The 26,231-nt window shown below is 62.2% G+C and carries 24 protein-coding genes and 1 pseudogene; 8 read left to right on the top strand and 17 right to left on the bottom strand.

What is annotated here, in order from left to right:
• Positions 1 to 194 precede the first annotated feature (194 nt).
• Positions 195 to 1,034: a hypothetical protein gene (locus FJ443_RS21005; protein WP_140515124.1), complete on the top strand. Its 840-nt coding sequence runs from the start codon at positions 195 to 197 to the stop codon at positions 1,032 to 1,034.
• Between the two features lie 109 nt (positions 1,035 to 1,143).
• Here FJ443_RS21005 and FJ443_RS21000 read toward each other — a convergent pair whose 3' ends face one another.
• The gene (locus tag FJ443_RS21000) at positions 1,144 to 1,767 is read right to left on the bottom strand and encodes a GNAT family N-acetyltransferase (RefSeq protein WP_224680293.1); all 624 of its coding nucleotides are present in this window, start codon (positions 1,765 to 1,767) and stop codon (positions 1,144 to 1,146) included.
• A 60-nt stretch (positions 1,768 to 1,827) separates the two neighbouring features.
• Entirely contained in the window at positions 1,828 to 2,724 is an 897-nt protein-coding gene (locus FJ443_RS20995) for a LysR family transcriptional regulator (RefSeq protein ID WP_140560465.1), read from the bottom strand.
• Positions 2,725 to 3,000: 276 nt separating this feature from the next.
• Here FJ443_RS20995 and FJ443_RS20990 point away from each other — a divergent pair, with 276 nt between their 5' ends.
• Positions 3,001 to 3,735 carry an SDR family oxidoreductase gene (locus FJ443_RS20990; protein WP_140665669.1) on the top strand — a complete coding sequence of 245 codons (735 nt, stop codon included), beginning with the start codon at positions 3,001 to 3,003 and terminating at the stop codon, positions 3,733 to 3,735.
• Between the two features lie 86 nt (positions 3,736 to 3,821).
• Positions 3,822 to 4,424 carry an NAD(P)-binding domain-containing protein gene (locus tag FJ443_RS20985; RefSeq protein WP_140498270.1) on the top strand — a complete coding sequence of 201 codons (603 nt, stop codon included), beginning with the start codon at positions 3,822 to 3,824 and terminating at the stop codon, positions 4,422 to 4,424.
• Positions 4,425 to 4,716: 292 nt separating this feature from the next.
• Here the strand turns inward: FJ443_RS20985 and FJ443_RS20980 are convergent, their stop codons facing one another.
• The 13 genes from FJ443_RS20980 to FJ443_RS20920 form a co-directional block, all read right to left on the bottom strand.
• The gene (locus FJ443_RS20980) at positions 4,717 to 5,601 is read right to left on the bottom strand and encodes a LysR substrate-binding domain-containing protein (RefSeq protein ID WP_140581050.1); all 885 of its coding nucleotides are present in this window, start codon (positions 5,599 to 5,601) and stop codon (positions 4,717 to 4,719) included.
• Entirely contained in the window at positions 5,588 to 6,427 is an 840-nt protein-coding gene (locus FJ443_RS20975) for an alpha/beta hydrolase (protein WP_140632201.1), read from the bottom strand. The genes FJ443_RS20980 and FJ443_RS20975 overlap by 14 nt, the downstream gene beginning before the upstream one ends.
• 5 nt (positions 6,428 to 6,432) lie before the next feature.
• Positions 6,433 to 7,539: a zinc-binding dehydrogenase gene (locus tag FJ443_RS20970; RefSeq protein ID WP_181165318.1), complete on the bottom strand. Its 1,107-nt coding sequence runs from the start codon at positions 7,537 to 7,539 to the stop codon at positions 6,433 to 6,435.
• The gene (locus tag FJ443_RS20965; protein WP_140581057.1) at positions 7,539 to 8,789 is read right to left on the bottom strand and encodes an FAD-dependent oxidoreductase; all 1,251 of its coding nucleotides are present in this window, start codon (positions 8,787 to 8,789) and stop codon (positions 7,539 to 7,541) included. The genes FJ443_RS20970 and FJ443_RS20965 overlap by 1 nt, the downstream gene beginning before the upstream one ends.
• A 6-nt stretch (positions 8,790 to 8,795) precedes the next feature.
• Complete coding sequence (locus FJ443_RS20960) at positions 8,796 to 9,797, bottom strand: fatty acid desaturase (protein ID WP_140581060.1); 1,002 nt, start codon at positions 9,795 to 9,797, stop codon at positions 8,796 to 8,798.
• A gap of 97 nt (positions 9,798 to 9,894) precedes the next feature.
• Complete coding sequence (locus FJ443_RS20955) at positions 9,895 to 11,382, bottom strand: sugar ABC transporter ATP-binding protein (protein ID WP_181170011.1); 1,488 nt, start codon at positions 11,380 to 11,382, stop codon at positions 9,895 to 9,897.
• A gap of 5 nt (positions 11,383 to 11,387) precedes the next feature.
• Complete coding sequence (locus FJ443_RS20950; protein WP_140581066.1) at positions 11,388 to 12,938, bottom strand: FGGY family carbohydrate kinase; 1,551 nt, start codon at positions 12,936 to 12,938, stop codon at positions 11,388 to 11,390.
• Positions 12,939 to 12,954: 16 nt separating this feature from the next.
• Entirely contained in the window at positions 12,955 to 13,983 is a 1,029-nt protein-coding gene (locus FJ443_RS20945; protein ID WP_140632206.1) for an ABC transporter permease, read from the bottom strand.
• On the bottom strand, positions 13,980 to 14,978 hold the full coding sequence (locus FJ443_RS20940) for an ABC transporter permease (RefSeq protein WP_140632209.1): 999 nt from the start codon (positions 14,976 to 14,978) through the stop codon (positions 13,980 to 13,982). Before FJ443_RS20940 ends, FJ443_RS20945 begins: the two co-directional genes overlap by 4 nt.
• 76 nt (positions 14,979 to 15,054) lie before the next feature.
• Positions 15,055 to 16,353, bottom strand: a complete 1,299-nt coding sequence (locus FJ443_RS20935) for a sugar ABC transporter substrate-binding protein (RefSeq protein ID WP_140581075.1) — start codon at positions 16,351 to 16,353, stop codon at positions 15,055 to 15,057.
• A 52-nt stretch (positions 16,354 to 16,405) separates the two neighbouring features.
• Positions 16,406 to 16,753 carry a non-heme iron oxygenase ferredoxin subunit gene (locus FJ443_RS20930; protein ID WP_181165314.1) on the bottom strand — a complete coding sequence of 116 codons (348 nt, stop codon included), beginning with the start codon at positions 16,751 to 16,753 and terminating at the stop codon, positions 16,406 to 16,408.
• Between the two features lie 338 nt (positions 16,754 to 17,091).
• Entirely contained in the window at positions 17,092 to 17,547 is a 456-nt protein-coding gene (locus FJ443_RS20925; RefSeq protein ID WP_140498278.1) for a carboxymuconolactone decarboxylase family protein, read from the bottom strand.
• Positions 17,548 to 17,560: 13 nt separating this feature from the next.
• Positions 17,561 to 17,974 (bottom strand): cupin domain-containing protein, encoded by a 414-nt coding sequence (locus FJ443_RS20920; protein ID WP_140557381.1) that lies wholly within the window; start codon positions 17,972 to 17,974, stop codon positions 17,561 to 17,563.
• Positions 17,975 to 18,060: 86 nt separating this feature from the next.
• Here FJ443_RS20920 and FJ443_RS20915 point away from each other — a divergent pair, with 86 nt between their 5' ends.
• Positions 18,061 to 19,488, top strand: a complete 1,428-nt coding sequence (locus tag FJ443_RS20915) for a PLP-dependent aminotransferase family protein (RefSeq protein ID WP_140498280.1) — start codon at positions 18,061 to 18,063, stop codon at positions 19,486 to 19,488.
• A gap of 22 nt (positions 19,489 to 19,510) precedes the next feature.
• On the opposite strand, the gene FJ443_RS20910 is transcribed toward FJ443_RS20915, so the two are convergent.
• Positions 19,511 to 20,422, bottom strand: coding sequence for a LysR family transcriptional regulator (locus tag FJ443_RS20910; protein ID WP_140498281.1), 912 nt, complete (start codon positions 20,420 to 20,422; stop codon positions 19,511 to 19,513).
• 111 nt (positions 20,423 to 20,533) lie between these two features.
• Here FJ443_RS20910 and FJ443_RS20905 point away from each other — a divergent pair, with 111 nt between their 5' ends.
• The 4 genes and pseudogenes from FJ443_RS20905 to FJ443_RS20890 all read left to right on the top strand — a co-directional run bounded on the left by FJ443_RS20905 (position 20,534) and on the right by FJ443_RS20890 (position 23,314).
• Positions 20,534 to 21,709, top strand: a complete 1,176-nt coding sequence (locus FJ443_RS20905; RefSeq protein WP_140498282.1) for an alkene reductase — start codon at positions 20,534 to 20,536, stop codon at positions 21,707 to 21,709.
• 155 nt (positions 21,710 to 21,864) lie between these two features.
• Positions 21,865 to 21,981: pseudogene (locus tag FJ443_RS20900) on the top strand (SDR family NAD(P)-dependent oxidoreductase); the annotation flags it as partial.
• Positions 21,982 to 22,175: 194 nt separating this feature from the next.
• On the top strand, positions 22,176 to 22,388 hold the full coding sequence (locus FJ443_RS20895) for a hypothetical protein (protein ID WP_181168590.1): 213 nt from the start codon (positions 22,176 to 22,178) through the stop codon (positions 22,386 to 22,388).
• A 527-nt stretch (positions 22,389 to 22,915) separates the two neighbouring features.
• On the top strand, positions 22,916 to 23,314 hold the full coding sequence (locus FJ443_RS20890; RefSeq protein ID WP_140498284.1) for a hypothetical protein: 399 nt from the start codon (positions 22,916 to 22,918) through the stop codon (positions 23,312 to 23,314).
• Positions 23,315 to 23,470: 156 nt separating this feature from the next.
• Here the strand turns inward: FJ443_RS20890 and tssH are convergent, their stop codons facing one another.
• A complete protein-coding gene (tssH, locus tag FJ443_RS20885; RefSeq protein ID WP_140524738.1) occupies positions 23,471 to 26,230 on the bottom strand; it encodes a type VI secretion system ATPase TssH in 2,760 nt (919 codons plus the stop codon).
• Between the last annotated feature and the right edge of the window lies 1 nt (position 26,231).

Below are 26,231 nucleotides of genomic sequence, written 5' to 3'. Positions count from 1 at the left end.
GAGATTAACGGAGCCATCGCTGCATAGGCGTCTGCCTCAATGAGTATGGACGGATTCACTCATGCGCAATATGTATGAGGATTAAGCCTGCCGTGGCGCTCACATTTTTGCCCGCATCGCTAAGGCAAGTAATGCTCGTTCAATGACGCTGCTAACGCCGCCCGCCTAAGTGTCGATATCAGGGGATCTGGTCAATGACCGACAACAAGTCAGACGTTACCAAGGATTGGCAAGCGACGCAGGGCCAGAAGTCCTCCGCCACGCGTCTTCGTCTTTTCGCCGCACTCTCGTGGATCGTCGCCATTGGCGGCGAAATCTACGGGATTATGCTGCTTCGCCAGAACAAATTCGATCAGGCACACCTGCCGCTGATCATCGGCCTTCTGGTCGGCATCGCGATTTTCGCAATCGCCGGCAACTTGCTGTGGAAGGCGGCGAACAGGCATGATCCGGCCCGTGCATCCGACACGGCCAGGTTCTTCTTCCAAAACCAGCTCGGCGCAATCATCACGCTGATTGCCTTTCTCCCGCTGGTTTTCCTGATCCTCACCGACAAAAACATGGATCCGCGGACCAAGAAGGTTGCCGGCGGCGTCGGCGCTGCGCTGGCCGTGCTCGCGACGGTCATGGGGATCAGCTTCAAACCCCCGTCGGTCGAACAATACACCCAGGATATGAACGCATGCGCAGCCCAGATCAAGTCGGGGCAGCCCACCACCGCCTGTTCCCCCGACGTCGCCGCTCAGGCGCAGGCGATCGCGACGGACACCGCGGCGGTGGCGGCGGCGACGCGAGACGCGAGCCACCCCGCAGGTCAGGATGTCGTCTACTGGATCGCGCCCGAAAACGGAGCCGCGAAGTCCACCGAGCCGCATGTTTTCCACCTCTGCGCAGGCGTGAGTCCGCTGAAGGACAAAACCGTGAATAGTGGCTCCGTGACGGAAGCCTACGCACAGAACGCCGTCCGCATCACGAAGCAGATCGATATGGAACAGAAGCAGTGCGGGTTCACAGCCACAACCAGCACCAACTGAACCTGGCTGCGCTCGATCGCGTCCAGCCGTTGGTCTTGTCGAGAGAGGCGCGCAAGCGCAGGTCGGTATCGACTCGCCGGAGCAACGCTATTTGCCATGGCTCAGAGCCCTAGCAGTCCGGCATGGCGTTGCTTGCCAACAGTGACGGCCCGATGTCTCGGTCGAGCGTAAAGCGCTCGCAACGCTCGCCGTCGGACTCATCGATGAAGCTTTCGACATGTTTGAATCCAAGCTTCGCAAATATCCGCACCGAGGCAAAATTGCGCGCCGCCGCTTCGCCCGTCACCCGTTCAAGCGCCAGAGTTTCGAAAGCGTAGCGGAGAACTTCGCGCGCCGCCTCGCTGCCCAGTCCGTGCCCCCAATGCGCACGCGCGAGCACAAATCCCAATGCGGCTGCCTTGGCGTCGGTTGCGCCGAAGGACAGGGTTATTGTCCCGATCGCTTCCGAAACTCCTACTTGATCTATGGACCACTGGATCGCCGTGCCGTCAGCGAAACGCTGACGCGAACGGGCGAACCATCGCTCGCCCGCGCTTATGTCGTCGGGAACAGGATCGCCGGCAAGAGAGGCGGATTCGACGTCCGTCGCGCGCGCAAACCATGCCGGGATATCCCGTTTTCTCGGCGCCCGAAGCACGAGCCTTGGTGTCGTGAGCTTGGGAAATCGCACAGTTTCCATCGAAGCATTTTCCACCTGAGGCGGCGCCAATGATAGCCGGAAAGCGGCGATCATAAGCAGCCGGCAAGCCCCCCGGAAAGCCGTCGGCAAGGCAGGCCGTCAACCCGCCAGGCGTCAGTCGCGCGATATGGACAGTCCCGCGAGAAGCGGAGCGTACGCGGCGAGCCTGCGGGATACGAATTCCGTGAAGAGCCGCACGCGCTTCGTCTTGCGTGTCTCCCCCTGCGTGAGAAGCCAGAGCGTTCCGTACATGTGCAGGTCGGTACCCGGCACCCTCACCAGCAGGGGGTCGGCATCTCCGACGAAGCACGGCAGTGTCGTGATCCCGAGCCCTTGCCGTACCGCAACGATCTGTGCCTCGGCGTCCGTGGTCCTGAATGGAACCTCCGTGGTGCGAACCTCGCCCTCGCGAGCCCAGTCCGGAATTCCATGAATGCTTATGACGATCCACCGGACGGGATCGGGCGCGCCCGCATGCCAGGCGGCAAGTCGATCGCGGGACATATAGACGCCGCCGAACAACTCTGGCCCCTTCAGGCCGTGAAGATTGAGCGGCAGGGTTTTGCGGTCATAGACGACGCGGATCGCCACGTCGGCCTCTCGGTTGGTCAGATTTGCCAGCTCCCCGGACGACAAGACGTCCATCTCGATGTCCGGATGCAGACGCGCGAACTCGGCGAAATCAGGCATGAGCAGGTGTGTCGCAAGGGTCGGAGCCAATGTCACCCGCAGAAGCCCGCGCACGCTCTGGTCGCGCCCGAAGACGCGTGTCTCCAACTGGTGCGACGACGCTTCCATCTGGTTCGCGAGCTCGAGCACCTCCTCGCCCGCAGCCGTCAGGCGGTAGCCCGAAGGCAGCTTTTCGAACATCTGCGCCCCGAGGCGTTCCTCGAGCTGTGCAACGCGTCGCAGCACGGTCGAGTGGTTCACACTGAGGCGCTCGCCGGCAGCCCGCACCGAGCCTCCGCGCGCCACGGCCAGAAAATAGCGAACATCATCCCAGTCGATCATGGCGCGATCCCGCACCGCGCGGTGCGCTTTCCAAAGCCCGTATCCAACGCAGTCGTACAGCAGTGTGGGCGGTTATCATAGCTTATGTCGACGAGCGCGGCCCAATTCCGAACGACGGACCCGATTCGTCGCGGCTGGCGGCAGTCGTCCGACCGGATCGATTTTGCACCACCGATGTGCGCACATCCGCACTCAAAGCCTGACCCATGCAGACTTATTTCCAGGCTCTCGGGGTTCTTCCCGAATGATCAAAGGCAGAGCCTGGAAGGAAAAGTCATGGGAAAGCTAAACGGTAAGGTTGCAGTCATCACGGGCGGCGCTACCGGCATCGGCCGCGCCGCGGCAAAGCGCTTCATCGAGGAGGGCGCCTTCGTCTTCATCTTCGGCCGCCGGCAGGAAACGCTCGACGCGGCTCTGGCCGAGCTCGGGCCCAATGCCCGCGCGGTGACGGGCTCGGTCTCGGATGAGGCCGACCTCGACCGACTCTACGCGACGGTGAAGGCCGAGCGCGGAACCCTCGACATCGTCTTCGCCAATGCCGGGGCGGGAAGCCAGCTTGCGCTCGGCGAGATCACCGCCGAGCACATCGACCAAACCTTCGACACCAATGTGAAGGGTACGATCTTCACTGTCCAGAAGGCGCTGCCGCTGATGGGCCAGGGCGGTTCGATAATCCTGACCGGATCGAGCGCCGGCACCACGGGCGCCGCGGCAATGAGCGCCTACAGCGCGAGCAAGGCGGCAGTGCGCAACCTCGCGCGGACCTGGGCGGAGGACCTGAAGGGCACCGGCATCCGGGTCAACGTGCTATCGCCCGGGGCGACCGCCACCGAACTCGCGAAGGAAGCGCTGGGCGAGGAGGGCCAGAAGGTCTTCGCCGCGATGACGCCGCTCCAGCGAATGGCCGATCCGGCGGAGATCGGCGCCGTCGCCGCCTTTCTCGCGTCGTCGGACAGCAGCTTCATGACCGCCAGCGAGGTCGCCGTCGACGGCGGCCTTGCGCAACTCTGACGCGCCACGCCCGGCCGGCACTCCATTCAATTAACCAGCGCCGTTGAGGGCCGGGAATCGACATCAACACGGATCGGAGAAGTATTATGAGCTATGCAATTGTAGGATTCGGCAAGATAGGCCAGGCCCTCGCGCAGGCCTTCGCCCGTAAGAACATCAAGGTGGCCGTCGCAAGTCGCCGGCCGCCCGAGGCATTGGCGCCGCAGGCTCGGGCGATTGGACCCACGGTCATCGCCAAGTCGCTGCGGGATGCGCTCGAGGCCGACACAATCATCTTGGCGGTCCCGTTCTGGGAGCATCGCGAGGTCGCGAAAGCCCTGCCGAACTGGGAAGGCAAGACGGTCATCGACGCGATGAACACTTTTGGAGTTCTCCCCGAAGAGCTGGACGGTCTGCCGTCCTCCGCCTTCGTCGCGAAGGCGTTCATCGGCGCCAAGCTCGTCAAAGGGTTCAATCACCTGGCTGCGGCCACCCTGGCTGCCGATCCGATCGTCGAGGGCGGCCACCGCGTGGTTTTCCTGTCGAGCGACGACGAGGACACGACCGCTCCCGTGGCGGCCTTGGCCAAACAACTCGGGTTCGCACCCGTCAAGCTGGGAAAACTCGACGAGGGTGGCGCGCTGGTGCACGCACGCGGCCGCACTTGGGGCCATCTCATCTTCCAGGATTTGTTCAAGAAGGAGCAGTAATCGATCTACGACCGCGTGATCGACGCTGGTCGCGCGCTAACTTCTTCGAGCAGCGCGCGACCGAATATTTGAAGACCACAAGGTCGCGAAGGCTGGCGTGGGATTGACGGCGTATGGGCGCCGTTCGAAGAGCGGGGAGCGGCCAAGCGTGCGCCATGCGGCGGCCGCAATTGGTCGTAGAGCTTTGGGCTGCGGACTGACCGATTGCGCCGGCAGCAATGCCATGCGGCGGCGCGAAAAGGCACTTGGTTGCTGGGCAACGCCCTAAAAGGGCGGAAGTACCGCGGTCAGTCTAATGATCCCTGACCAGCTGCATGAAAGCCTCTATCGGACGTAGCGTTTGGCGAACCTTCAGACACGCCGCGAAGGATTGCGTGAACGGCTTGTGATCCGAGATCGAAAGCGCCGTCAAACGATCGTCCGGAAGGTACTCGGTCCTGGAAACAATGCCGGCGCCAAGGCCGGCGGCGACAGCTTCACGAACGCCGTCGCGTGGAATTTCCATCACCACATTGGGCCGCACGCGATTCCTATCGAGTACCTCTTCCAGTGCGCGCCGTGTCATCGAGCCCGGTTCGCGGAAGATCAGGCGCTGCCCGTCCAGTTCCTCCAACTCGATCTGCTGGCGCCCGCCCCAGGGGTGGTCGCGATGCACGAAGATGATCACTTCATGGCTGCCGAGTTGGACAAGATCGAGACGCGGATCATCATAGTCGCGGCCGATGATGGCGACGTCGACCTCGTAGTTCAGCAATTTGTTATAGATGACATCGGAATTACCGCTCTCGAGGAAGACCTGCATCAGCGGGTATTTCGCGTGGAAGGCACTGAGCAGTTCCATGACAAAGAACGGGCCAACGGTGCCGACGCGCAGCTTGCCCGATATCTGGTTGCCCTCGGCCTGCAGAATGCCGACCGCCTGCTCCTCCAGCGAGAAGATCTGGCGGGCAACGATAAGCAGCGCTTCGCCTGCGTCGGTGAGCTTGAGGCCGCGCGGCGAACGCAGGAAAAGCTGAACGTCGTATGTTTCCTCCAGCGCCTTCACTTGCGTCGTCACCGTCGGCTGACCGACACACAGCAGATCGGCCGCCTTGGTGAAACTCAGTTCGCGTCCCACCGCATAAAATGAACGCAGCTGGCTGAAATTGACGAAATGCAGCTTGTTAGAGCCACTCAACCCGTTTCTCCTCCCTGCGGAACGCTTGCGCCAACCGCATGATCCCTTCGGCTATTTCCGACCGCTCCTCCAGCAGATCGCATAGGACCGTGTAGTGGTTTTTGTCCCTCAGCGAAACCAGTTCGGCATGCTGGCCGGCTGCACGCCAATGTTCGACGAACTGTCGCGACTGCCCCGCAAAGTCCGATGTTTCGGCGGCCCCGACAAAGGCCGTCAACGGGCAAGCCATCGGCCGGCGGCGTATCGGGCTGAGTTTTGCGGCTCGCTCCTGATCCAGCTCCAGAGCCGCATTGAGCGACGTTTCCACCAGAGGCTCGAGATCGAAGATGCCGCTGATCGGCGCACAGGCCGCGAGCGCCACATTCGCGGCGTGGCTCGTCATTGCCAGCATCGCGGCGAGATGCCCTCCCGCCGAATGGCCAGTCGCGATCCAGAACGGCGGCGGCGGCCGGAGCGCTTCCAGGACCATTGGCAGGCAGCCGCGGACGCTTTCGACGATCTCCGCGACGCCGGCAGCCGGCGCAAGCGGGTAGTTGAGCAGCGCCACCGAGAAACCACGCGGCACGAGCGCCGCCGCGACGAACGAATAGCGATCCTTGTCGAGGCTCTGCCAATAGCCGCCGTGAACAAAGACGACCAGCGGCGCGCCGTCACTTCCTGGAAACAAGTCGAAGATCTGGCGAGGATGCGCGCCATAGGGCACGTCGCGGCGGCATGGAAAGGAAGCGCGCGCTGCGGCGCTCGCCTCGTCGAACCGGCGATAAACATGCTCGCGCTCCGGATAACGGTCGCGGAAGACATAGCCGGCTTCATTGGCAAGCCCCATGCCGCTCACTCGAAGTGGACGACACTGCGAACAGTTTCTCCCGCCCGCATCAGGTCGAAGCCGCGATTGACCTCATCGAGCGCAAGCGTGTGGGTGATCTGCCGGTCCAGATCCAGCCGACCCTCCATATAGAAGTCGATCAGGCGGCCGAGCCCGCTGCGCCCCTTGACGCCGCCGAAATAGCTGCCGCGGATGCTCCTCCCGTAACGGACACCGACCGGCGGAAAGCCCAGTTCCGTACCTGGAGGCTCGACACCGAGCAGCACCGCCGTACCCCAGGCAGGCTGGCAGCAGTCGAAAGCTTGGCGCATGACCGGGACAATGCCGGTGCATTCGAAAGCCACGTCGACGCCGCCGTCCGTCAAGTCGCGGATCGCCTGCACGACCTTTGCGCCTTCGCGGCCGGCATTGACGAAGTCGGTCATGCCGTAGGCTCGGGCAAGCGCGTTCTTGCGATCGGTGACATCAATGCCGATGATAGTCTTGGCGCCCGCCAACCGCGCACCCTGCACGACATTGATGCCGATGCCGCCCAGGCCGAAAACGGCGACGGCGTCGTCTTCGCGAATTTCGGCCAGCGCGGCGCCCACGCCGGTAGTGACGCCACAGCCGAACAGGCAGACTTTATCAAGCGGGGCATCCGGCCGTATTTTGGCCAGTGCGATCTCCGGGACAACCGTATAACGAGACAGTGTCGATGTTCCCATGAAATGATGCACGGGCTGGGTCTCGAATGCGAAACGCGACGTGCCATTCGGCATCACGCCTCTGTCGCGCGTCGGCTTGATCGTCCAGCAGAGATTGGTGCGGCCGCTGCGGCACATCCGGCAATGCATGCACTCGGGACCGTAGAGCGGGATAACGTGATCGCCGGGTTTCAGGTCGTAAACCCCCTCGCCCACCTCGAGCACGCGACCCGCGCCCTCATGGCCCGGGATCAATGGATAGACACAGGTCGCGTTGACGCCTTCCAGCGCGGTCAGATCGGTATGGCAAAGGCCGGAAGCGACAATCTCGACCAGTGCTTCACCATGGCCGGGCGGCGCCACCTGGACCTCTTCGACGGCCAGTGGCTTGTTCGGCTCGAAACAGATCGCGGCGACAGAGCGGATCACAATGCCAGCCTTTCAGGCTGAGCTGCGCCAAATGCCGCAAACCCCTTCCCTGCGAGTTCGGCAGGATTCAGTCGGCCGCCGGTCCTGATCGTCTCGCGAGCGATGCGGATGTCGCGTCCGCAGGCGACGCCGATAGCGCCGACAAGACGCTCCGCATCGGCAAAGTAGGCGAGATAGGTGCGGTCGCCCGGCCTGCCGCGCTCATAGGCGGGTTCCCGATCGCCTGGTATTCCCGCAATCTGGATGTTCAGGTCGTATTGGTCGGTCCAGAACCACGGCACCTCGTCATATGACGCCGGGGTGCCGCAGATCTGTGCGGCGACGATGCCGCCCTGGTCTTCGGCGTTCTTCCAGGATTCGAGCCTCCAGCGCCTACCGAACAGACGATTCTCATGCGAGGCGACGTCCCCGGCGGCGAAGATATCGGGATCGCTGGTCTGGCCGAACTCGTTGACCACGATGCCGTTGTCGACGTCGAGCCCGGCATCGCGGGCGAGCTGATCGTTCGGTGTTCCACCGATGCCGACGAGCACGACGTCGGCCTCGATCTGGGTGCCATCGTTCAGTCGGAGCAATGTCTTGCCGCCCAACGGCTCGGAAGCAGCGACCTGCCTGCCGCAGAGAATCCTGACGCCCGCCTGCCGATGAACGCCCGCCAGCCATTGCGACATATAAGGCGGGAGCAGCCTGCTCAGCGGACGATCCGCTGTTTCCAGCACCGTCACGGTCGCACCGCGCTTCACTGCGCTCGCCGCGACTTCCAAACCGATGAGCCCTGCCCCCACCAGCACCACCGAAGAGCCGGGCAGGATGCGGTCGCGCAAGTCGAGCGCGTCCTGAAACGAGCGGAGATAGGCGACCCGGTCCGCGACCGGCTCCAGCGATTCGATGCGGCGCGGCGAGAGCCCGGTCGCGAGCACCAGCTTGCGGTACGACAGCCCGCTGCCATCGGCCAGCATCACCGCCTTGGCCTGCCGGTCGATGCTGGTCGCCTCGGCACCGAGATGAAACCTGACACCGAGCTCGCTCCAGCGAGCCGGCGGCAGAAGATAGGCGTTCGCCGGAACCTCGGCCGCGGTCAGCACGCTCTTCGATAGCGGCGGGCGCTCATATGGCAACTCGTGTTCGATCCCGATCACATCGATCGGGCCAACGAAGCCACCGTGCCGCAGCCGCTCGGCGGTACGACCGCCGCCATGTCCTGCGCCGACGATCACCACGCCGGCCGTTCGTCCCAAACCAGCCACGGCCGATCAAGCCTCCTGGCCGGCTGGTGCGGCGCCGGGACGATCGTTCTTCAGCACTTCGCGGATTATCTCGCGATGCACCTGGATGTATCCCTTGCTGACGCATTGCAGATGCGGCGAAACCTCACTGTGAAGGTCGCCGAGCGCATGGAACGGCACGGACGAGGCCAAGTGGTGCTCGGCGTGGAACGGCATGTTCCAATAGAGCATCCGCAGGACCGGATTCGCCAGGGTGGTGCGGGTGTTGGCGAGCAGGTTAGGGCTTTCTTCCGCACCGGTATGCTCGGCCATGCGTATGGCGCGCAGCACCGGTTCGCCCATGATGCGCGGTAGCAGCCAGTAGACCAACGCGATCGTGCTTCCGTAGTAGATCGAGAAGACAGCGACGACGACGTAAGCCAAGACCAGCAGCCGGATCTCCAACATCACCTGCTTCCAGACGGATTCCGGCAGGAATTCGCGCTCTTCTTCGGTGAAGCGCCCGATCGAGCCACGCCATAGGGTACCGGCGAGCTTGGGCCAGAAGGACAGGCCGAGTATCTGCCCGAAATAGTCGCGCAGCGAGGTGGGGAACGGCACGATATCGGGATCGTGGTCCTCGTGCTGGGTGTAGGTATGGTGCGCGGCATGGCGGTATTTGAAATACAGAAAGGGCCGGAAGGTGAACGCGGCGACGGCGAAGCCAATGAGGTGATTGATCCAGCGCGAGTGAAAGGCCGTGCCGTGCGAGCATTCGTGCAGCGGTGCAAACAACAGCACGATAACGACGCCGTAGACGAACATCGCCGGTATCTGGAGCCATGGCGTGCCTGACGACAGATAGACGGCGAGAGCGCCAAGCACCAACGCGCTGATGTGCACCGCGAGCCGGACAAGGCCCGGTCCGTTGGTGCGCGTGCGAAGCCTTTTCAGCTTGTCACGCGAAATGATCTCGGGTCCCGTCAGCGGCCAAATCTTGCTGCCGATGCCGCCGATGCCCGCATAGCTGGCAGAATTATCGCCCTGCATGCCGATCCTCCTTCAAATTAATCGTTATCGAGGAGACCTACCGACCCGGATGGGAAATAGAAAATTCATTGTTTCCATACCGTTATCGATCCTGCGTTCAGGCGACGAAACAATGAGCTATCGCCTCGGCCGAGAATTCCTTGCGCTGGAAATGCCCGGTTATCCGACCACGGCTCATGACCAGGATACGGTCGCAAGCGTCCATCATTTCCTGCAGCTCCGTGGTGAGCAGCAGCACCGCTTTGCCTTCATCGGCAAGGCCCTGGATCGCACGCCAGATCTCGAATTTCGCGCCGACATCGACACCCCGCGTCGGATCTTCGGCGATTACGATATCGCCGCCGCGCGCAATCCATTTGCCGATGACGATCTTCTGCTGGTTTCCGCCCGAGAGCTGGGAAGCGGGCTGCGACAGGCCGCTGGCCTTGATAGCAAGCTTGCGCACCAGGTCATTGGCTGATGCATTTTTCCGTCGGCGCTTGAGAAAGCTGCGGCGGCCAAAGCTGCGCAGGACCGTCAGCCCGAGATTGTCGCCGACGCTCATCGGCAGGACCAGCCCCTCACCCTTGCGGTCGGCCGGCATGAAGGCGATGCCGGAAACGATTGCATCGCGCGGTGAGCGAAACGCCACGCTCTTGCCGTGCACAAGAATTTCCCCGCGGTCGATCGATGAGGCGCCGAAGATCGCACGCGCGACGGCTTCACGCTGGCAGCCAAGCAGGCCGGCGATGCCGACGACCTCGCCGGCACGCACCTCAAGGGATATGTCGTCAAACACCCCGGCCTTGCCGATCGCCTTGGTCTCCAGGGCGACGGAACCTTGCCGGCGCTCCTTGTAAGCGCTCTGGCCCGGCTTGTGCTCGCGCCCAACCATCAGAGAGACGAGCGCCGTCTCGTCGAGGTCGGCAACGTCGCGCGTGCCAACGACACGGCCGTCGCGCAGCACGGTCACGCGATCGGCTATGTCCAGCACCTCGCCGAGCCGATGCGAGACATAGACTATGCCGAGGCCACTTGCCTTCAGCTTGCGGATGACGGCAAGCAGGTGACCCACCTGATCATCGTTCAACGAAGCGGTCGGCTCATCGAAAACCAGCACTTTCGGCCGGCTTGCCAGCGCACGGCAGATCTCGACGATCTGCTGCTCGTTCAGACTGAGTTCGCCGACCGGACGCGAGGGATCGAGGCTGACATGGATTTCGTCGAGGAGTTCCCGCGCCATGCAGTTGAGCGCCGCCCGGTTGTTGCGGCCGAGGCGGGCCGCGGGCTCGCGGCCGAGGAAGATGTTCTGGGCGACGCTGAGGTTCGGGCACAGCACCAGTTCCTGGTGGACCAGAGACAGTCGGTTCGCCAACGCGACCGTCGGATCGCTTAACACGACCGGCTGGCCATCGATGCGGATCTCCCCGCTGTCCGGCGCGATCAGGCCGTTCATGACCGACAGCAGCGTCGACTTGCCCGCGCCGTTCTCGCCAACCAGTGCATGCACCTCCCCGGCCTTCAGGTCGAAGGTGACGTCGGCCAGCGCGACCACGCCGGGAAACGTTTTGCGGATCGACTGGACCTCGAGCAGCGGGGTATCCATCGCTGTCATCCCGAATGGTATTGGTTGAGCAGGGCGCGATGACGATCCATGTCGCCACGCAAATTCTGATAAATCGAGGACCAGACCTCGAAGAAATCCTGGTAGCGCTCGTGCAGCTTCGGATCCGGGTCGATTGTCTCCTTGATACGCACGATGCTTTCGAGGGGCTCGATCGGCGACTTGTATATGCCAGCCGCAACGCCCGCGAGGATGGCGTCGCCGATGGGCGCTGCTTCGCCGATGTCCGGCACCTTGAGCGGCAGATTCACGACGCTGGCGGTGATCTGGTTCCAGAAACGGCTCTTGGTCGGGCCGCCGTTCAGGATCAGCCCATCGACATTCACGCCGGCCTGATTGGCGATACGCACGTTCGAGTACAGGTCGAATGCAACGCCTTCGATAAGCGACCGAATGAAATGCGCGCGCGTCGTCGTCGGGCGCACGCCGAAGAAGACACCCGCGGCGCTGCTGTTCCAGTTCGGCGACAGCGTATTGCCGAGATACGGCAAATAGAGCAGACCGTCGGAACAGGCGGGCACATGCTTGGCCTGCTCTGTGAAAAGATCGAAGACATTGTGACCCATGCGCTCGGCCAGCCGGAACTCGGAATCCCCGAACTGGTCGCGAAACCATTTCAGCGATGCGCCGGTGAAGGCCATCGGCCCGTCGAACATGGTCAGGCCGGGCAGTACGTGCGGCCATTTCAAGATGCGATATTCGTGGACGTCCTGCTCGGTCGGGATCATGATGCCGAGGTTCGAGCCAGTGCCCATCGAATAATAGGCCTCGCCGGCCTTGGTTACACCAACGCCCAGTGCCGCCGAGCTGATGTCGGTGCCGCCGGCCGCCACGATGGTGCCGGGGCGCAGTCCGGTCTCTTCCGCCGCCTGCCTGGTGACTTCGCCCACCACCTCGTGAGACTGGTATAGGCGTGGGAATTTCTCCAGTGGGATGCCGATCGCCGTAGCAATGGATTCGTTCCAACGCTCCTTCTGGTACTCGTACGCATAGGCCAGGCCGGCGTCACCGGTGTTCATCGTGAAGTTGCCGCACATGCGGTAGGTGCAGTAGCCGGATGGCGACAGGAACTTGTGCGTTGCGTTGAAGATGTGGGGCTCGTGTTTCTTGATCCACAACGCCTTGGGATCGATGAACCATGGGGCGACGCGGTTACCGTTGTTCTTGTTGATGGTCGCCTCGCCGACGCTGCGGCGAATATCCTCGCATTCTTCTTCCGAGCGGGAATCCATCCATATCATCGCCGGACGCAGCGGCTTGCCCTGATCGCTGACCGGCAACGTGACGCCGACCAGGCCAGACAGCGCGATCGCCGCGATGTCGTCGGAAAACCGGCCCTGCTCCAGGCACTGCCTGACGGCTGATACGACCGCCCCCCAATAGTTCGAGGCTTCCTGTTCCGCCCATCCGGGGAACGGATGGAACAACGGATGCTCCTGCGAGCCGAACGCCACCACCTTTCCCGTGTTGGTATCGAGGATCGCCGCCTTGACGTTGGTCGTGCCGATGTCGATGCCGAGCGTTAGATGTCCGCCCATGAAATGCCTCTCCCCATTATGGATGTGTCTTCTTGCGGCTCATCTTCGACAGGCCGACCGATGCGATGAGTGCGATGCCGACCGCCAGGTTCTGATACCAGGTGCCGACGCCCCAGATCGCCAGCAGGTTCAAGCCGGCGGCAAAGGCAACGCTGCCGAGCAACGTGCGCCATGGCGACCCGACGCCCCCTGAAAGCGCTGTTCCACCGATGACGGCGATGGCGATGGCCGTCAGTTCGTAGCCTGCCGCAAGCGGTGCGTCGACCGACTTCAGCCGCGCCGTAAAGACGACGCCGGCAATGGCGGCGCAGAGCCCGCTGATGACGTAGGCCAGCAGTACGTAGCGATCCGTCTTGATGCCGGCATAGAGTGCCGCTTTCTCGTTGCCGCCGATGGCGTAGAGGCGAGCGCCGCGCACAGTTCCGTTGACGAAGGCGATGAGCGCCAAGAGCACCGCGAGGAAGATCAGGAAGCTCACCGGCATACCGAGGATCTTGCTGTCGCCGATCCAGCCATAGAATGGCGCCTTGAGGTAATAGGGATGGCCGTTGGTGAGCACGTAGTTGAAGCCGCGCAGCGCGGTCAACGAGACCAGCGTCATGATGAAGGACGTAACCTTCAAGTAGGCAACGCCGACGCCGTTGATAGCGCCGGCGATGATGCCAGTCGCAAGCGCGATCAGAATCACCGGCACGATCGGCCCCGCATAGGTGTTGCCGCGCACCAACCAGCGGCTGCCCAGCATCGGCCCGATCTCCGCCATCACGACCACGCCGACAATGATCGAAAAGATCATCAGCGCCGCCACGGAGAGGTCGATGCGGCCGGTGAGCAGCACCACCGTCATTCCGAGCGACAGCAGTCCGATGACGGCCACGTTGCGCATCAGGTTTTCGAGATTCAGCGCGGTCAAATAGTATTCAGAGGTCAGCGCGCCGACCAGGAAGATAACAGCGATCAACCAAACGATCGGGTCGCGGAGCAGACCCTGCGGAAATGGGGCTGCACGGGACGACGACGGACCGGACAGTTCAATGGCACTCATTTCGCGATCCCCCGCTGCCGCATGCCGGGCAAGACCACCGCCAGGATGACCGCCGCGGTTACCACCTGCTGCAGGTATATGCTGACGCCAAACTGGTTGAGGAGGTTGTTGACGATACCGATGATGAGGGCGGCAACCAAAGTGCCCGCGATGGAACCTGAACCGCCGGCGAGTGCCGCGCCGCCCAATACCGTCACCGCCAGCACCGAAAGCTCCATGCCTTCAAGCCCGGCAGGATTGATGTAGGACAGCCGTGCGCTCTCCAGCATGCCGGCGAGCGCGGCACAGGCGCCCGAGATAATGAAGACAGTGGTGCGTACGCCTACGACATTGATGCCTGACAGCGCGGCGGCCCTGACGTTCCCGCCGGTGGCGTAGAGTTCGCGACCGAAGATCGAATACTTGGTCAGCGCGATCGCGGCGACGCCGAGAACGACAAGCAGCACGACCGGGACCGGAATGCCGGCGATATTGCCACGGCCAAACCAGAGGTAAGCACTAATGGCTTCGGGATAGAGCGCCTGCCCGCCGGACGCTATGTTGGCGAGCGCGCGACTTATCCCCAGCATGCCAAGCGTAGCGATCAGCGACGGAATGCCCAAGACGGCGACAAGCACGCCGTTCATCAAGCCGACGACCAGCCCGGTGAGAAGCGTAGCGCCGATGACCAGCACCGCCGATCCGGTCGGAATCAGCAGCCCTCCCACGACACAAGAGAGGATGGCCGCGCCGGCGACGGAAAGGTCGATCTCGCCGGTAATGACGACCAGCGTCATGCCATAGGCCATGATGCCGATCGCGGCCACAGCCAGCAGGATCACGTGGATATTGGCAAGGGAAAGAAAGGACGGCGCGATCACCTGCCCGAGGATGACGAGAGCTGCCAGCACCGCCACCCGGCTTATCGCTCCGATGCTCAGATGCCGACAAGCATCGGAAGGCCGTGCCGGCAACGCGGGCTCGACCACTTTTGTCTCAAGAGTATTCATCGTCATGACGCACTCGCCTGCCTTGGATCAGCAACCGCCGCCCCTCCCGCGAGAGGGCCGGCGGTCGTCCTGGGAGCGGATATCAGCCCGAGACCTCCGGGCCATATGCATAGGGCCATTCGTCGGGCGTCAGCGTCTCGATACCTTCGATGTTCATCTTTTCCTTGGTGATCATCGGCAGGTTCGGCGTCATGATAAGCTTGGGCGGCGCTTCGTTGAGGCTCGCCTTGGCGCCGATGTGCATGACGACGGCGCGGATGCCGATGTCGCCGATCAAGGGCGTGTAGGGCGATACCATGTCGATATTGCCGGCCTTGATCTCCTTCAACACCTCGCGGGCGTCGTCGTTGGCGAGTATCATGATCTTCTTGCCGCCCGGCGCGCTGTTCAGCCGGTTGGCTTCGCGGATCGCGTCGAGCGCACCCATGGCCTCCTCGCCGCCGGTGTTGAACGACACCGAGATGTCCTTAAAGGCCTGGAGGGCATCCGCTGTCGATTTGAACGCCAGCGTGCGCTGGCTGTTGGTGTGGTAGTTGGCCAGCACCTTGTAGCCGGCCGTGTTGCCGATCGCTTCGAGGAAAGCACCGGTACGGATCGAGTCCGCGGTGCTGCCGAGATCCTTGCGATTGAATATGATATTGCCGTCCGGAGCAGCATGCTTGAGGTAAAGGCCCTGCTGGAGACCGTTTGCATAGAAGTTGCCCAGAACCTCAGAGCTGATCTGCTCGGACGAGGTGCGGCGGTCGAGGCTGACGACCGGAATGCCCGCGGCGATGGCACGGTCCACGGGCGGGCCCATCGGCGCTTCACGGTTCGGCCACAGCACGATGCCATCATATTGCTTGGCGATCCACGTATCGATCACCTGACCCATCTTGTTGTCGTCGAACTCGGCGTCGATCACCTCCAGTTCGATATTCGGATGGCGCTTGGCTTCCCAGGCGGCGGTGTCGGCGAGGCTGATCAGCCAGGGATGGTTGAAGCCATGGAAGACGAGGCCGATGCGATATTTCTTGCTGGCGTCCAGCACCGGACCTTCAGGCAGCGGCAGATAATCCGTGAAAGGCGCCTTGATCTGCAGCTTGCTGTAAGGGCCGACGAAGCTGGCGCCCATGCCCGGCTTCCAGACGAATCCGCCGGCGAGGTCCCCGACCGGATAGACGTCGAGATAGTCCCGGAAACCGTCCTTTTCGAACAGCGCACTGACGTCGGCATTCGATATGCCCGCCTTGGCTTCGTCGGAGTATTTCTTGATCAGGCCATTGAGAACGGCGTGGACGGAGTCTTCGGCGAAGGCCGGAACTGTCGTCAGCGGTGCAGCAGCGAGAACGGAAAGCGCCGCGGCTGTCTTCAGCAGATGGCGACGTGATAATTTCAGCATTTTAGGTCTCCTCCCATATTTTGGTTTCAGCCCGGGATATGTCCCGACAAGTTCAAGTCACTCCTCCTTCCACCAGGATGTGGACGTAGCCGTCCGACACCTTGGTTTCGTAGGTCTTCAGCCGCTCGGTGACGGGCGGTGAAAGCGGTGTGCCGGTGGGGATGTGGAACAGTCCCTGATGCAAAGGACACTCCACCGTCTGGCCGTCGATATAGCCTTCCGAAAGGAAGGCGTGGGCGTGCGTGCAAATGCCTGAAGTGGCGTAGAACTTGCCGGCAAGATTAAAAATGGCGATACATACCCCCTGGTGCTCGATGCGCGTCGCATCGTCGACGGAAAGACTGTCGGCACGGATCGCCTGGATCCACTGCCTGCTTTCTGGATTAGTCTGCGCGTCCATGCGCCTCCCCATATCCGTTTTGTTTCGTTTATTTTCGTTCTCTTTCCTTCGCTCGCAAATTCATTGTGGGAATAGAGATATCGATGAACCCCATGCCGAGTGATCGACCACAGGCAAGCAATCGCCGAAAATACAGCTGCATGGCAGCCGGACGCGGCGATATGTCAGGCACGGAGATCTATCGGAGAATTCGAACCGGTCGTGCCCGAGACGATGCGCCAAGCGCCAATCTGGTGATCAGAAATGGCCCTCACGGTCCATTGCGATGCCTCGCGCGCCAATTTGCTGTCCGGGATCTTGATCCTGGAAATCACGTTACCATTCATTATTCTGCTCCATCAATTCTCGAGAACGGCCTGGGGCGTATTCCGAAAGCTGATGGCCATTCGGTTGTAGCTGTTCATCAGGCTGATCGCGATCGTCAGGTCGACGAGCTGCTTTTCATCGAAGACGGCACGCACGGCTTCATAGGCGGCGTCCGGAACCCCGGTCTGTGCAACATTGGTCACGCTCTCGGCCCAGCGAAGCGCGGCGCGCTCTCTCTCGCTGAACAGGCTGCCGCCTTCCTGCCAGGCTTGCACCAGCGCGATCTTCTCGATCTTCACGCCCTTCTTGACGAGGTCACGCGTGTGCATGTCAAGGCAATAGGCGCAGTTGTTGATCTGGGAGACCCGCAGATAGACGAGCTCGACCAGTTCGGCAGGCAAGCCGCTCTGGAGAACATAGCCGTAGACGGTGCCGAGCGCCTTGGCGCCGCTCGGGGCGATCTGGTTGTAGTCGAGCCTCTTGGCCATCGTTCCGATCCGTTCAATTGAGGGGAGTAGTGAGGGCCTTGTCGTCGGAATCGACGACGAAGACCGCAAGCAGCTTCGCTGGCCTGGTCTTGCTGGCGTTGCGGCTGACCGAATGGGTTGCGTTGGGCAGCTCCGACCAACTCTCGCCCGCTTTGTAGATGCGGGTCTCGCCATCGTTCACCTTGGACTCGATCTCGCCCGAGACGACATAGGCGAAGATAAAGGCGGACCTGGCATGCCGGTGCGGCTGCGAAGCGGCGCCCGGCGCATAATCGACCTCGACGACGACCATCGATTTGCCGGGGATGTTGGGGATCACCTGCTCGAACTTCGGCGTGACCGTCTCCGATTGGTCGTCGCGCGCCCAGGCCGGCCCGACGATGGCAATCGCGGCGCAGGCGGCGGTGAAAATGGCACGAATTCGCATTGGCATCTCCTTGCCCGTCTAGATGCCGGCGAATCGGGCCAGGAAAAAGCACCAAGAACGCAAAAAAAATCGTGTACTGAGGCTTCATGAGCAAGCCGCTGGACCTGGATTTGGATCGCGCCGCCAAGACTTCCCTTGCGGAGCAAATTCGCAAGGGCGTGGCCGTCGCAATCGAGGAAGGCGCGCTGGAACCAGGCGCACGGTTGCCCTCATGGCAGGACCTGGCAGCACAGCTGGGCGTCGCGCGCGGCACCGTCCGGACCGCCTATGAGAAGCTCGCGGCCGCCCAGTTGATCGAGGCAACGCCAGCTGAGGGAACGCGCGTCGCACAGCGCCCCCGCACCGTCGCGAAATCCGAGCCGGTGCCGGATGAAGGCTCCTTCATGCGGATTTATCAGGAGATGACACAGGGTCCCCGGATCTTCCAGATGGGCATCCCCGCAAGCGATATCTTCCCCGCCACCTTGTTCGCGCGGATACGCGCGCACGCCATCCGCGCCGAAGCCGCTGCCGCCGCCCTCTACCCCGATCCTCGCGGCGAACTCGAGTTGAGGCGGGAAATCGCTGGCTACCTCGCCGTAGCACGGGGCATCATCTGTCTGCCGTCGCAGGTCATTATCACTGGAGGTTTCGGTGCGGGGCTCGGCCTGGCGCTATCCGTTCTGAAGCTGGCGGGGGAGACCGCCTGGATCGAGGAGCCCAGTTTCCCATGGACCCGAAAGGGGCTCGAACTCGCCGGTTTGTCTCTCGCTCCGGTCCCGGTCGATTGCAACGGCATCGATCTCGATGACGCACTGTGCCAGCATCCGACCGCGAAGCTTGCCCTGGTCACACCGGGTCAACATGCGCCGCTCGGCTCGACCTTGTCGCTCGAGCGGCGCCTGCGCCTGCTCGAATGGGCAGCTTCGACCCAGGCCTGGGTGATCGAAGACGATTATCTGAGCGAGCTTCAGCTGACCGGCAGGGCCGCGCCGGCGCTCGCGTCGCTCGACCGCGACGGGCGCGTCATTCACATCGGGTCCTTCAGCAAGACAATCAGCCCGACCCTTCGGCTGGGTTTCGCAATCGTGCCGGCCAGCCTCGTATGCGCTTTCGCTGAAGTCGCGGCGTGCTTAGCGCCCGCCCCGGGGCCGGCAGTGCAGCTCGCGACCGCCGAATTCATGCGGGAGGGCCACTATATTCGCCATCTCCGCCGCACGAAGCGGGCCTATGTCGCAAGGCGCGCGACGTTGCTCGAGCAGCTTTGGGCGAATGTGAATGCTGACCAGATTGCAACGCCGGGCCTGGCCGTGCTGCTGAAGCTGCCGAGGGAAATATCGGACATTGCCGTGGCGCGCGAGGTTTCGGCCTTCGGGATGTCGCCCGCACCGCTCTCCGCGTGGTATGCGTCGCCCGCAACTGCCGAATCCGGCCTCTTGCTCGGGGTCGCCACCACGCCGGGCAAGAACCTGGCAAAATCCTGTGATCGGCTCTTCGAGGCGATTAGGCGGATCGACGGCGGACAGCCGATTTGAGACTGCTCTAAGTAAGACGTTGCTAGGCAGCGACACTCGTTGAAACAAGCGACCACTGAACGAGGCCGTCTATGGTAACGCGAATCTTCGCCGGCAGCGCCTTTGTCTGCGGCCACAGGACGCTGATCGGCAGTTCGCCGCCTGACAGGCCCTCCAGGACAATCTGAAGGGCCCCGTCTTGAAGATCGCCTTCCACCATCCATGACGGAAGTTGCGTCAGACCGTGTCCTGCCTTAGCGGCCATTAGCACCGTCTCGAAATCCTGCAGTTCATGCTTGACGGGGACGGCCTGCCGCGCTGTCGAGCCGTCGGGTTGCTTCATCAGCCAGGCGATGCGGTTGCCTTGCCGTCGTCCGACGATGCAATCGTGTCCGGCAAGATCGCTCCAGGATCGCGGAACGCCCCGCCGTGCGAGATAGCCAGGTGCTCCGACTATCACCGTCTGCTGGACCCCAATCTGTCGCGCGACGAGGTCGGTCGAATCCTCAAGATTGCCGATACGCACGGCGAGGTCGATGTTTTCGCCGATCAGGTCGACCCGCCGGTCGGTGAAGCTGACATTGAGGTTCAGCGCTGGATAGCGTTTCGCAACCCCTAACAGTACGGGCATGACGTGCAGTCGACCGAACGCCGTCGGGAGATCGATGCGGACTTCGCCGCCAGGCGTGTCCCGCGCGAGCGCGAGGGCGCTCTCGCCACGCTCAAGTTCGTCGAGTGCCGCGACGCAGTGCTCCAGCCAGGCCTCTCCGGCAGGCGTCAAGGTCAGGCGGCGGGTCGTCCGGTGGAGCAGCTTGGAGCCCAAGCGCGCCTCCAGACGCGACACCGCCCGGCCGATCGCGGACTTGGCCATGCCCATTTCCGCCGCAACCGCGGTGAAACTACCGAGCCGAATAACGGCTACGAATTCGGCGATGCCATCGAAACGCGAGTTCATCCGCCTATTGTAGCTTCAGACGCAATAGTGAGTCCACCAGGCCGGCACTAATCTGCTGAGGAGTATCCCTTTATATCTTCTGGAGCTTTAATTCTCCACAGGAGCCGCCCCATGCCCTCTCTATTCGATTCCTTCGATCTAGGTCCCGTCCACCTCACGAGCCGCATCGTCATGCCGCCGATGACGCGCACCCGCACCTCCGAGGGTGCTCTTCCGACAGATGGCGACCTCCCGAACGAACTGACCGTCAAATATTACGGTCAGCGAGCTAGCGCCGGCCTGATCATCTCCGAAGTCAACGACGTGGATCAGTCCAGCCACGGCTACGCGCGGATTCCCGGGATTCACTCCGAAGCCCAGAAGCAGGCCTGGCGCCCGGTGACCGAAGAGGTTCATCGTCAGGGCGGCACCATCTTCATGCAGCTGTGGCATGTCGGCCGACTGGCGCATTCCTCGCTTCTGCCGAACGGCCAGGCGCCAGTGGGCGTGACCGCGGAACAGGCCGTCGGCTCAGAGGTGTTCGCCCATGGCCCGGACGGCCGGTTGCGCTTCATGGCGGCAGAGACGCCGAGGCCGCTCAGCACCGAGGAAGTGACGGCCATGGTGGGAACCTTCGCCAAAGCCGCCGCCAATGCGCGGGAGGTCGGGTTTGACGGCATCGAGATCCATGCCGCCAACGGCTATCTGATCGAGCAGTTCATGAACTCGGTGCTCAACACCCGTACCGACCGCTACGGCGGCGGCAGCATGGAAGATCGTGCGCGCTTCCTGATGGAAGTCGTCGACGCGGTCGTGGCGGAATTCGGCGCGGGACGCGTGGGGGTTCGCCTCTCACCGTTCGGCAAATATGGTTCAATGCCCGCTGATCCGCTCGTCGAGGAGACGTTCCTGTACATCGTCGAGCAGCTCGGGCGCCGTGGCGTGGCCTATGTCCATCTGCTCTACGAACTGCTGCCCGACGGCAACATGGAATCGGCCACATTCGAGGCGCGCCATCTCGACCACGACATGCTCGCCAAGGCGCGAGCGTCGTTCCCCGGCGCGTTCATCTGGTGCGGCGGCTTCAATGACGTCGAGCGCGCCCAGGCAGCGCTCGATACCGGGCTGGTGGACCTGATTGCCTTCGGCAGGCCGTATATCGCGAACCCGGATCTCGTCGAGCGTCTTCGGAGCGGCTGGCCATTGGCCGTAGCGGACCGGTCCGTCTATTACACCCGCAATGGCGAGGTGGGGTACACGGACTTCCCCACCTATTCGAAGAATGGCGCCGCAAGCAGGGCCGCCTGACACGACGATAGGCCGAGCAGGAGTCCGGCGCAGCGCCACGCACTCCTGCCGGTCGAGACGACCTCCATAGGTTCCGGCGGAGTCGCCCTGTGCCCGCGCAGATCCTGGATCTGGGTGCGCCTGACCGCCCTTCTTTCACGACAGGTAGAGACATCATGACAAAGCGAACATTTCTCGTCACCGGCGCCAGCAAGGGCATCGGCCGCGCGCTCTCGGCGCGGCTCGCCGCCGACGGTCATCACGTTGTCGGCATCGCTCGTGGCGATGATCCAGCGGACGAGCTTGGCGTGAAGGCCATCGCGAAATGGAAGAGCAGCCCGCCTCGAGGCCATTGGCAGGAGGCGGGCGTGAGGATTAAATATTCGCTTGTGCTAATATAAAAATGACGTAACGTAATGTCCGGCATCTTGAGGATGCGCAACCGTGGGGGAGTACGATGAGAGTTGCTATATTTTGCGCGGCTATCATGATCGCTGCGACTGGTGGCACCATTGCCAAGGAAAAGAAAGTGGTGGTCGGTGATGCTGCGGCCCTGTGCTCTACGAAGCATTCGACCAAGAAGCAGGTGAGAGATCTGGACTGCGGTTTGACTGGCACAGCCAAAATGCCGGATGGAGCAACCCCGGAAAAGCCGCGCCTCGGATACGACACCGATCCGTGGATGGTCATTGGCTTTTAAAGCTGGCTGCAGATAGCCGCCAACTTGCGGCGTGGCCGATGGTCGCCAGGTACTTGGAATGACACTCGTATCAAATTCCAGTACAACCAAACGAATTACCGCAATCCACCAGCAATCCCCAATTGCCGTGAGCCCATCGGGCGCTTGGCGAATTGGGACGATGGTTTCGCACGACTACCTGCCGACAAAGTAGCTATCTGCGTGCCGATTGTTGCTGATTATCTATGGAATGTTTTACTTTTGTTTTCAGCACGTTACGTCGCGGGTTTCGGCGACGTTTGAGTGGGGGTCAGTAATGATCCGGTGGTGGGCCGAACTCGACGATCCTGCCACGATGCATGACAGGGAACCGCTCGCCAAAATGGGCGACGACGGCAACATGGCATGGTGCACCGGCTTGCATACGATCTGAGGCATCACGTTTGCACTCACAAAAAGCTTGATCTCGGCCCTGCGATATTCATGGATGAGGCGTAGGTGTAATAGTTGTGGTAAGGGAATGACGCTTTCTTTTCATGGAGATTGCGATGAGGGAGAGAACAATTGAAAGCGGCCTCAGCCCGCAAATGCAGGAGGCCATTCCGATAATTCGACGCGTTTTCAGACAACATGCGCCGAGGCGGCTTGAGCTTGAGCTTACTGCTGGAAAAGAGTGGTATAATCATTCCCGCTGGTCCCTGCATCATTCCGGCAATGCGGTTGATATTAGGACGAAAAAGCTGGCGGATCGCGGGACCGGTATGTTGTCAATCCTTTTAGGATACTTTTTGCAGCAGGAGCTTAACTCTGAACTTGGCAAGGCCAAGTATTTAGTCCTGGTGAACGATCAAGGGCCTATGTTTCCGCATATTCACGTTCAGTATAATCCAGGGGCCAGAATGAGCACACCCGGGGACTATGACGGCAAGCGACGGCGAGCGGTCTAGCAGCCCAAAGGAAACTCCTTTGCGTGCTTGGTTGCCTTTTGCACGCAAGCGCGGACAAAAGCCTCGCCGCGCTCTTTGCGCCATGCCGTGGAAGACATCCTTCAATCCACCGCGCGGATGCAAAGCCGTTTGATGCGCCGGTACCATCCGCCCAAATTACTCGAAGAAATAAGTAAAGCCCCCGTCGGAGGCTCCGACGGTCACCTTCGTCATCTTTTCACCGTCAAGCGACCGGTTGAGCACGCCGCGGCTTAATTCCGGCAGAAGCGTGTTGGTTAAGATGGCATCGATCATCCGCCCGCCGGATTCGATTTCCGTGCAGCGTGCCCTGACCAGATCGATGACGCCGTCGCCGATCACCAGTTCCGCGCCACTGGTTGCACGCAGCCGGCGAGCGATCCTGGCGAACTGATGACGGGTGATCGCCTCGATCATCGAATCCGACAGCGGGTAGTAAGGAATGGTTACCACCCGTCCAAGAAACGCCGCCGGAAAAACCTTCAGCAACGGCCGGCGCAAGGCCGTATCCAGATCTTCGAGGCCGGTCCGAACCGTGCCGTTCCTCGTCCGGTCCATGATGACTTCAGAGCCGACGTTCGAGGTGAGCAGGATCAATGTGTTCTTGAAATCGATGCGCCGCCCTTCGCTGTCGTCCATCATGCCCTTGTCGAAAACCTGGAAGAAGATTTCGTGGACGTCCGGATGCGCCTTCTCGACCTCGTCGAGCAGGATCACCGAATAGGGTTTGCGCCGAACCGCCTCTGTCAGGATGCCACCCTTGCCGTAGCCGACATAGCCGGGGGGCGCTCCCTTTAAAGTCGAGACAGTATGCGCCTCCTGAAACTCCGACATGTTGATCGAGATCAGGTTCTGTTCGCCACCATAAAGCGTCTCCGCCAAGGCCAGCGCGGTTTCGGTCTTGCCGACGCCGGAGGGGCCACAAAGCAGGAACACCCCCACCGGCTTTTCCGGCGCGCCGAGCCCGGCGCGGCTGGTCTGCACACGCTTGGCGATCATCTCCATGGCATGCTCTTGGCCAACCACGCGCTCGCACAGAGTGGCCGCGAGCCGGAGGGCTTTTTCGGTCTGGCTCGACAGCATGCGCCCCGTGGGGATGCCGGTCCAGTCCTGGACCACCGCGGCCACGGCATTTCGATCAACCGAGGGCAGGATCAGCGGCGCCTCGCCTTGCGCCTCGGCCAGTTCAGCCATGCGTTCGCGCAACCGGGTAAGATCGGCGACCGGATCAGGTGGAAGTCCATCGGCAACAGCCGTTTTCACTTTGGGATCGGATGCCTTGTCCTTGGGCGTTTGGATCTCAGGCAACTCAGACTCAGAGGCGTTGGCATCCGCTGGCGTTTCCATCGCATCGAGCGGCATACCGTCGCCGCGCAGTCGGGCACGCAATTCGAGTATCTCGGCAACTAAAACTCTTTCGCGGTCCCAACGTTGTTGCGCGGCAGCCAGCGCGACCCCTGTTTCGGCAAGTCCGGTGTCGACCCGTGCCTGCCGTTCGGTCACCTCGATCCCGATCGCCGCCTCACGATCGATGATGCCGTGCTCGACCTCCAGCGCCTGGCGCCGCCGTATGATATCCTCGAGCTCGGCCGGCGTGGCATGCTGCGAGATTGCGACCCGGGCGCAAGCGGTGTCGAGAAGGCTTACCGCCTTGTCGGGTAGTTGCCGCGCCGGGATATAGCGGTGTGACAGGCCCACTGCCGCCTCGATCGCCTCATCCAGTATCTGCACCCGGTGGTGCTGCTCGAGAACTCCGGCCACCCCGCGCAACATGAGAACGGCCACAGCTTCGGAAGGCTCGTCGATCTTTACCACCTGAAACCGACGGGTCAGCGCCGGGTCTTTTTCTATGTGCTGCTTGTATTCAGCCCAGGTCGTTGCCGCGACGGTACGCAGTTCACCGCGTGCCAGCGCCGGCTTCAGGAGATTGGCCGCGTCGCCGGTTCCAGCAGGGCCGCCTGCGCCGATCAAGGTGTGAGCTTCATCGATAAAAAGGATAACCGGTGTTTCGGACGACTGCACCTCGTCGATTACAGCCTTAAGCCGTTTTTCGAACTCGCCCTTTACGCTTGCCCCGGCCTGCATCAAACCGACATCGAGCATGCGCACGCTGACGCCCTGTAGCATCGGCGGTACATCGCCCTGGGCAATACGCAAGGCGAAGCCCTCGACGACCGCGGTCTTGCCTACCCCGGCTTCGCCCGTCAGGATCGGGTTGTTCTGCCGCCGCCGCATCAGCACATCAACGATCTGCCTGATCTCGGGGTCGCGGCCGACGACGGGATCGATCTTGCCGTCGCGGGCGCGCTGGGTCAGGTCGGTGGCGTATTTCGCCAGCGCCGAATCCCCACCCGGAGCCCGCCGTGGCATCTCCGTTGCGGAGACCGTGGTCGAGGTGCCAGCTTCGAGTGAGCCCTCCATGACATCGGCGAACCGCGCGATCACCGCGTCGGCGTCGATCTCGTCGAATGCGCCGCTGATCTTCGACAGCAGGCCTTCTAGGACCGGGGTCTTCAGGCAAGCGAGCAGAATATGCGCGCTGCGGACTTCCTCGACGCTGAACTCAAGCGTCGCCAAGTTCCAGGCCTCCTGGATGGCATGAAAGATGTGGTCGGAAAATTCCTCGATCGATGTGGCGCCGTATGGCAGCTTGTCCACGGCGCGGGTCATATCGGCCGTGAGCCGGCTGGCATCCACTCCCGCATCGGCGATGATCATTTGCACGTCCGAGCGATCGGAAAGCACCAGTTGCTCGATGAAGTGGACGAGTTCGACGTAAGGGTTGCCGCGCAGCTTGGCGGTGTCCGCGGCTGCCTTGAAGGCGCGCACGCCGACAGGATTGAGCTTGCCGACCAGTTCCTTACGCTTGAAGCTCTGTGACGACCGGCGCTGTTCCATC

Source organism: Mesorhizobium sp. B2-6-1, from assembly GCF_006440475.1.
Lineage (GTDB): Bacteria > Pseudomonadota > Alphaproteobacteria > Rhizobiales > Rhizobiaceae > Mesorhizobium.
The sequence above is the reverse complement of the archived record's forward strand: the minus strand, read 5'-3'. Positions and strand labels throughout refer to the sequence as shown.

What these genes read in the sequence shown, in the direction of transcription:
- FJ443_RS20955 (WP_181170011.1), bottom strand. Translation starts at nt 11,382, where the DNA reads ATGGATACCCCGCTGCTCGAGGTCCAGTCGATCCGCAAAACGTTTCCC.
- FJ443_RS20950 (WP_140581066.1), bottom strand. Translation starts at nt 12,938, where the DNA reads ATGGGCGGACATCTAACGCTCGGCATCGACATCGGCACGACCAACGTC.
- FJ443_RS20995 (WP_140560465.1), bottom strand. Translation starts at nt 2,724, where the DNA reads ATGATCGACTGGGATGATGTTCGCTATTTTCTGGCCGTGGCGCGCGGA.
- FJ443_RS20890 (WP_140498284.1), top strand. Translation starts at nt 22,916, where the DNA reads ATGAGGGAGAGAACAATTGAAAGCGGCCTCAGCCCGCAAATGCAGGAG.
- FJ443_RS21005 (WP_140515124.1), top strand. Translation starts at nt 195, where the DNA reads ATGACCGACAACAAGTCAGACGTTACCAAGGATTGGCAAGCGACGCAG.
- FJ443_RS20905 (WP_140498282.1), top strand. Translation starts at nt 20,534, where the DNA reads ATGCCCTCTCTATTCGATTCCTTCGATCTAGGTCCCGTCCACCTCACG.
- FJ443_RS21000 (WP_224680293.1), bottom strand. Translation starts at nt 1,767, where the DNA reads ATGATCGCCGCTTTCCGGCTATCATTGGCGCCGCCTCAGGTGGAAAAT.
- FJ443_RS20930 (WP_181165314.1), bottom strand. Translation starts at nt 16,753, where the DNA reads ATGGACGCGCAGACTAATCCAGAAAGCAGGCAGTGGATCCAGGCGATC.
- FJ443_RS20920 (WP_140557381.1), bottom strand. Translation starts at nt 17,974, where the DNA reads ATGCGAATTCGTGCCATTTTCACCGCCGCCTGCGCCGCGATTGCCATC.
- tssH (WP_140524738.1), bottom strand. Translation starts at nt 26,230, where the DNA reads ATGGAACAGCGCCGGTCGTCACAGAGCTTCAAGCGTAAGGAACTGGTC.
- FJ443_RS20975 (WP_140632201.1), bottom strand. Translation starts at nt 6,427, where the DNA reads ATGGGGCTTGCCAATGAAGCCGGCTATGTCTTCCGCGACCGTTATCCG.
- FJ443_RS20925 (WP_140498278.1), bottom strand. Translation starts at nt 17,547, where the DNA reads ATGGCCAAGAGGCTCGACTACAACCAGATCGCCCCGAGCGGCGCCAAG.
- FJ443_RS20940 (WP_140632209.1), bottom strand. Translation starts at nt 14,978, where the DNA reads ATGACGATGAATACTCTTGAGACAAAAGTGGTCGAGCCCGCGTTGCCG.
- FJ443_RS20915 (WP_140498280.1), top strand. Translation starts at nt 18,061, where the DNA reads ATGAGCAAGCCGCTGGACCTGGATTTGGATCGCGCCGCCAAGACTTCC.
- FJ443_RS20895 (WP_181168590.1), top strand. Translation starts at nt 22,176, where the DNA reads ATGATCGCTGCGACTGGTGGCACCATTGCCAAGGAAAAGAAAGTGGTG.
- FJ443_RS20960 (WP_140581060.1), bottom strand. Translation starts at nt 9,797, where the DNA reads ATGCAGGGCGATAATTCTGCCAGCTATGCGGGCATCGGCGGCATCGGC.
- FJ443_RS20945 (WP_140632206.1), bottom strand. Translation starts at nt 13,983, where the DNA reads ATGAGTGCCATTGAACTGTCCGGTCCGTCGTCGTCCCGTGCAGCCCCA.
- FJ443_RS20990 (WP_140665669.1), top strand. Translation starts at nt 3,001, where the DNA reads ATGGGAAAGCTAAACGGTAAGGTTGCAGTCATCACGGGCGGCGCTACC.
- FJ443_RS20910 (WP_140498281.1), bottom strand. Translation starts at nt 20,422, where the DNA reads ATGAACTCGCGTTTCGATGGCATCGCCGAATTCGTAGCCGTTATTCGG.
- FJ443_RS20935 (WP_140581075.1), bottom strand. Translation starts at nt 16,353, where the DNA reads ATGCTGAAATTATCACGTCGCCATCTGCTGAAGACAGCCGCGGCGCTT.
- FJ443_RS20985 (WP_140498270.1), top strand. Translation starts at nt 3,822, where the DNA reads ATGAGCTATGCAATTGTAGGATTCGGCAAGATAGGCCAGGCCCTCGCG.